Annotated in this window: 4 protein-coding genes; 3 read left to right on the forward strand and 1 reads right to left on the reverse strand. The window is 48.6% G+C overall.

Annotated elements, in window-relative coordinates; all coding sequences use genetic code 11:
* A partial coding sequence (locus tag VIM87_RS26465) for a TonB-dependent receptor plug domain-containing protein (RefSeq protein ID WP_331999896.1) occupies positions 1-1,328 on the reverse strand: 1,328 nt, incomplete at its 3' end.
* Positions 1,329-1,593: 265 nt separating this feature from the next.
* On the opposite strand from VIM87_RS26465, the gene VIM87_RS26470 reads away from it, so the two are divergent.
* The 3 genes from VIM87_RS26470 to VIM87_RS26480 all read left to right on the forward strand — a co-directional run.
* On the forward strand, positions 1,594-2,583 hold the full coding sequence (locus tag VIM87_RS26470; RefSeq protein ID WP_331999897.1) for an AraC family transcriptional regulator: 990 nt from the start codon (positions 1,594-1,596) through the stop codon (positions 2,581-2,583).
* Between the two features lie 218 nt (positions 2,584-2,801).
* On the forward strand, positions 2,802-3,500 hold the full coding sequence (locus VIM87_RS26475) for an HmuY family protein (protein ID WP_331999898.1): 699 nt from the start codon (positions 2,802-2,804) through the stop codon (positions 3,498-3,500).
* 56 nt (positions 3,501-3,556) lie between these two features.
* Positions 3,557-3,849, forward strand: a 293-nt coding sequence (locus VIM87_RS26480) for a hypothetical protein (RefSeq protein WP_331999899.1), incomplete at its 3' end; no start/stop codon positions are given.

Consider the following 3,849-nt stretch of genomic DNA (forward strand, 5'->3'; position numbering starts at 1 on the left):
GTATACCCCTGTGTAATATTGGTAAATACCTGGTACAACTGCGTATAGGTAGGCGATTTAAAGCCTTTACCCATAGCAGCTTTCAGCGTAAGCCATTTTGCGGGTTTATAATGTGCGCCCGCGCTGGGATTCAGCTTGCCGCCGTAGATATTATTCCCATCGTAGCGCGCACCCAGTATAAAACCATATTTATCCGTCGGGTTATAGCTGGCCTGTACATATCCAAAATAATTGTACATGCTGGTATTGCCCCTGATGGCGCTGTTGTTCAAATGCTGGTAATCGCCGCCACCACCGCCAATGAGCGATAGTTTGTTGTTAAGATAGTCCTTTGCTGCCTGCAGCTCCGCACGGTGAATGTTTTGCGTAAAATCGTTCCGCTGCAGCTCTTTGCCGGTTTCCACCAGCTGCACGGCCTGCGCGGTTTTATAATGGGTAAAATAATACCTGCCCAGCAAACGCCAACCGCTTTTATAGCGGTTATCCAGCGATACAGCTGTATTCATATCCTGCTCATCCAGCTGGTCGCGGAAAGGTTGTACGCCGTAAGAGCGCATCATTACAGACTGCCGGTTGGCATAGCGGGTGCTTACCTGCAGCGTGCTGATGTCGTTTAGCCGGTAGCTGGCGCGCCCCTGTAGGTTATAGCTGTTATAGGGCGGGGCGGTTTGCCCGTTCTTCAGGTAAGTGGTGTTCACATTAAAACCATCGGTACGGTAATAGTTGCCGGATACCTGCACATTTCCTTTCTGCTGCGCAAAAGGAGTGGAGCCGCCGGCCGTAGCATCCACCATGTTATAGCTGCCGTACAACAACTGCAGCATAGCCTGTGGCGCTGTGTTGTTCTGATGAGTGATAATATTGATCACACCACCCAGTGCCTCACTGCCATACAAGCTGCTGGAAGCGCCTTTAATAATTTCAATACGGGCTATGTTGGCAACGCTGATGCGCGACAGGTCAAAATTGCCGTTAAACCGGCCGGTCATAGGCTGCCCGTCTATCAGCACCATAATATAATCGGAGCTAAAGCCCTGCATTTGCAGGCCTACGCTGCGGTTGCCGGATCCCAGGTCATTGACCATGGCCATCCCGGTTTGTTCGCGCAGCACTTCATCCAGCCGCCGGCTGCCCATGGCGCGGATGGTTTGCTGATCGATCACCAGCGTGGGCATCACCGTTCTTTTAATATCAATAATATCGTCCTGCTTTTTAAAGCGGTTATCCGTAACCGTTATCTCCCGCAGGGAACGGGAATGCAGGGTGTCCTGCGCCACAGCCGGCAAACAGCACAGGAGCAGCAGGGTAGCTTTTATATAATGGAACAAGCGCTGAGTTTTGGAGCGCAAAAGTCGGGCATTCCAATGCGCGCCCAGGGAAAAACCATTCCCTTAAATGGAAAAAAAATTCCCGTTAAGCTAACCTTAAACGGAAAATAAATAACCAAATATGGTAATTGTATAATGCTTAAACGGGTTAGTAAAAATGTTTTTCCTGTTTAGAAAAGTATTCTTCCTGATTTGAGCAGCGCCTCTCCGCCCGATAAATTAATATTGCTTATTATTTGTTATTCCGGCAAAAAGAAATAAACCCTTGTCTATAAACAGGTCTGCTCATACAATAACCACTCAGTTCTGTCCTTTTGATATAAACGGAGTAGAAAGTTTAAAAGAACGGCGGCAGCTGCCCGCGCAAACCGGCCATAACCGCGTAGTACAGGAGATCATGAGCCCCGATGGCCTGAGCCTGGGTTATTATAAGGTAAGCTCCCGGCAACAGGGAAAAGTGGTGATCGAAAATAACAATCCTTTCCTGCAGCTTAGCTACACTATCAGCGGTCATAAGAGCTATCATACAAACAGCGGCCGCACTATGCTGGCGTCTATTGATAAGCACCAGTATAATTACCTGTTCTTCCCCAAACAGGAAATTCATCTCGACTGGCAGGCTAATACACAGCTTGAAATATTTGAGATGGGTATTAGCCTGCGTTTTTTCTTTGATTTTCTTCCGGAAGAGCATCCTTTGTTTCCCGTGCTGTCAAAGAGTGTGCACCATAATGAGGCGGCGCTGCTCAGTAAAGCAAACCTGCCGCTGCAGGCCAACATCAGCACCATCCTGTACGATATGCTCAATTGCCCGCTGGAAGACCGTTACAAGCAATTATACCTGAAAGCCAAAACCATTGAGCTGCTGGCTATTCAGCTCATGCAGTTTGAGCAGCTCATGGGCATACCCCGCCCGGAAATATTTACCCGCACGCTGCGCAAAGAAGATGTTGAGCGTATGCACCTGGCCCGCGATATTATTGTGCGGAATATGAATAGCCCCTGCACGTTAATTGACCTGGCTCACCAGGTAGGGACCAACGACGCATATCTGAAAAGCCATTTTAAACAGGTGTTTGGTACTACCGTGTACGGCTATTTGCAGAATGTGAAAATGCAGCATGCCAAAGAGCTGCTGGCGCAAGGTAAAAGCATTTCAGAAGTAACCTACTTATCAGGATACAAGCGGGTTTCCCACTTTGCCCGCGCCTTTAAAAAACATTTCGGATATACGCCGGGTATCCTCAAAGGATAAGTTCTATACACAAACTAATTTCCTTTACGCATTATGCTATAGATGGTATTTCGTGGCCCGCTTCCGCACGCACTATGCTATGGACCATGGACCGTGAACTGGGCGCGAAGCGCCCGGACTTTTCCTTCAGAGGTCAGTTTTTCTCCGTAAGTGGTGAATGAATGTCTGCAATTTTGCATCGTCAGCGGAAACAGATTTGCTGTAATAACAAACCAGCCATGAGGTATAATTACTCTTTTCATTTTTTTATATACGCCCTGTTTGCGGTGGCTATGGTCTCCTGTTCAAAAGAGGATGCTGCGCCACAGGTACAGGATGGCCGCAGCACCGTAGTATACGATCTGCCGGGTGATACGCTGGCCTCCATGGGCAATGATGTGGAAGGGAAAGAGCACCGCCCTTTTTACACGCTTACTTTCCGCTTTAGCGATAAAGCTACCCGTTTCATTAAAACAGCAACAGATTCCCTGCAGCACCTGAAAAATACAGACTGGGATATTGCTTTCAGCCGGGAGTATAATTCTTTTGTAGTAGTGAACAACGGGCAAGTAGCCGGAACACCCGGTTATGGCGGCCCCGGGGTAGGGCAGATGCTGATTGTTGAAAAACCGTATGACCAGGTAACCATGGCGCCTGCAGATGATGAATTTACCAATAACGGAATAGCCGGTGCAGGCTGGGATAACGGCAATGGCCAGGGCTGGTACTTTTACTCGCTCAGCAACCATATTTGTGTGCCTGTCAAAAACCGCACATTCATAATAAGAACAGCTACCGGTAAATATGCCAAGCTGGAGCTGCTGAATATTTACAAAGGCAATCCGCCGGTAGTGACGGATCTCTTCTGGCCCGCTCCCTACCTTAGTTTCCGCTACTTTGTACAGGAAGATGGCAGCCGGAATTTGCAAACAAAATAAGTCCAATACATATGTTTCCAACCATCGTACGGCGGTTTAGCAGCATTCTATTATGCATGTCTGCACTGGCATTTATATCGTGCTCAAAAGACAATGACACCAATGTAACACCCGGTCCGGAGCCTGGCAATGGCGCTACGGTAAAAACAGGCGTGTACAAGATCGTGAACCTGGCAGCAGATACCACGGCCACTTCCGGCAGCGCAGCAGTATCCCTGTATTACAGCCTGGAAGAGAACCGTGTGGTGCCCGAATCGCAACGGCAAACCGGTAACTGGGATATTGTGCTGTATGGTATTTATAACAGCAGTGTATACCCGAATAACGGCGCTGCTACCGGCAGCCCGGG

The organism is Chitinophaga sp. (genome assembly GCF_036569125.1).
Lineage (GTDB): Bacteria > Bacteroidota > Bacteroidia > Chitinophagales > Chitinophagaceae > Chitinophaga.

Excerpts from the sequence above, each read along its gene's own strand:
- VIM87_RS26475 (WP_331999898.1), top strand. The coding sequence starts at position 2,802 with ATGAGGTATAATTACTCTTTTCATTTTTTTATATACGCCCTGTTTGCG.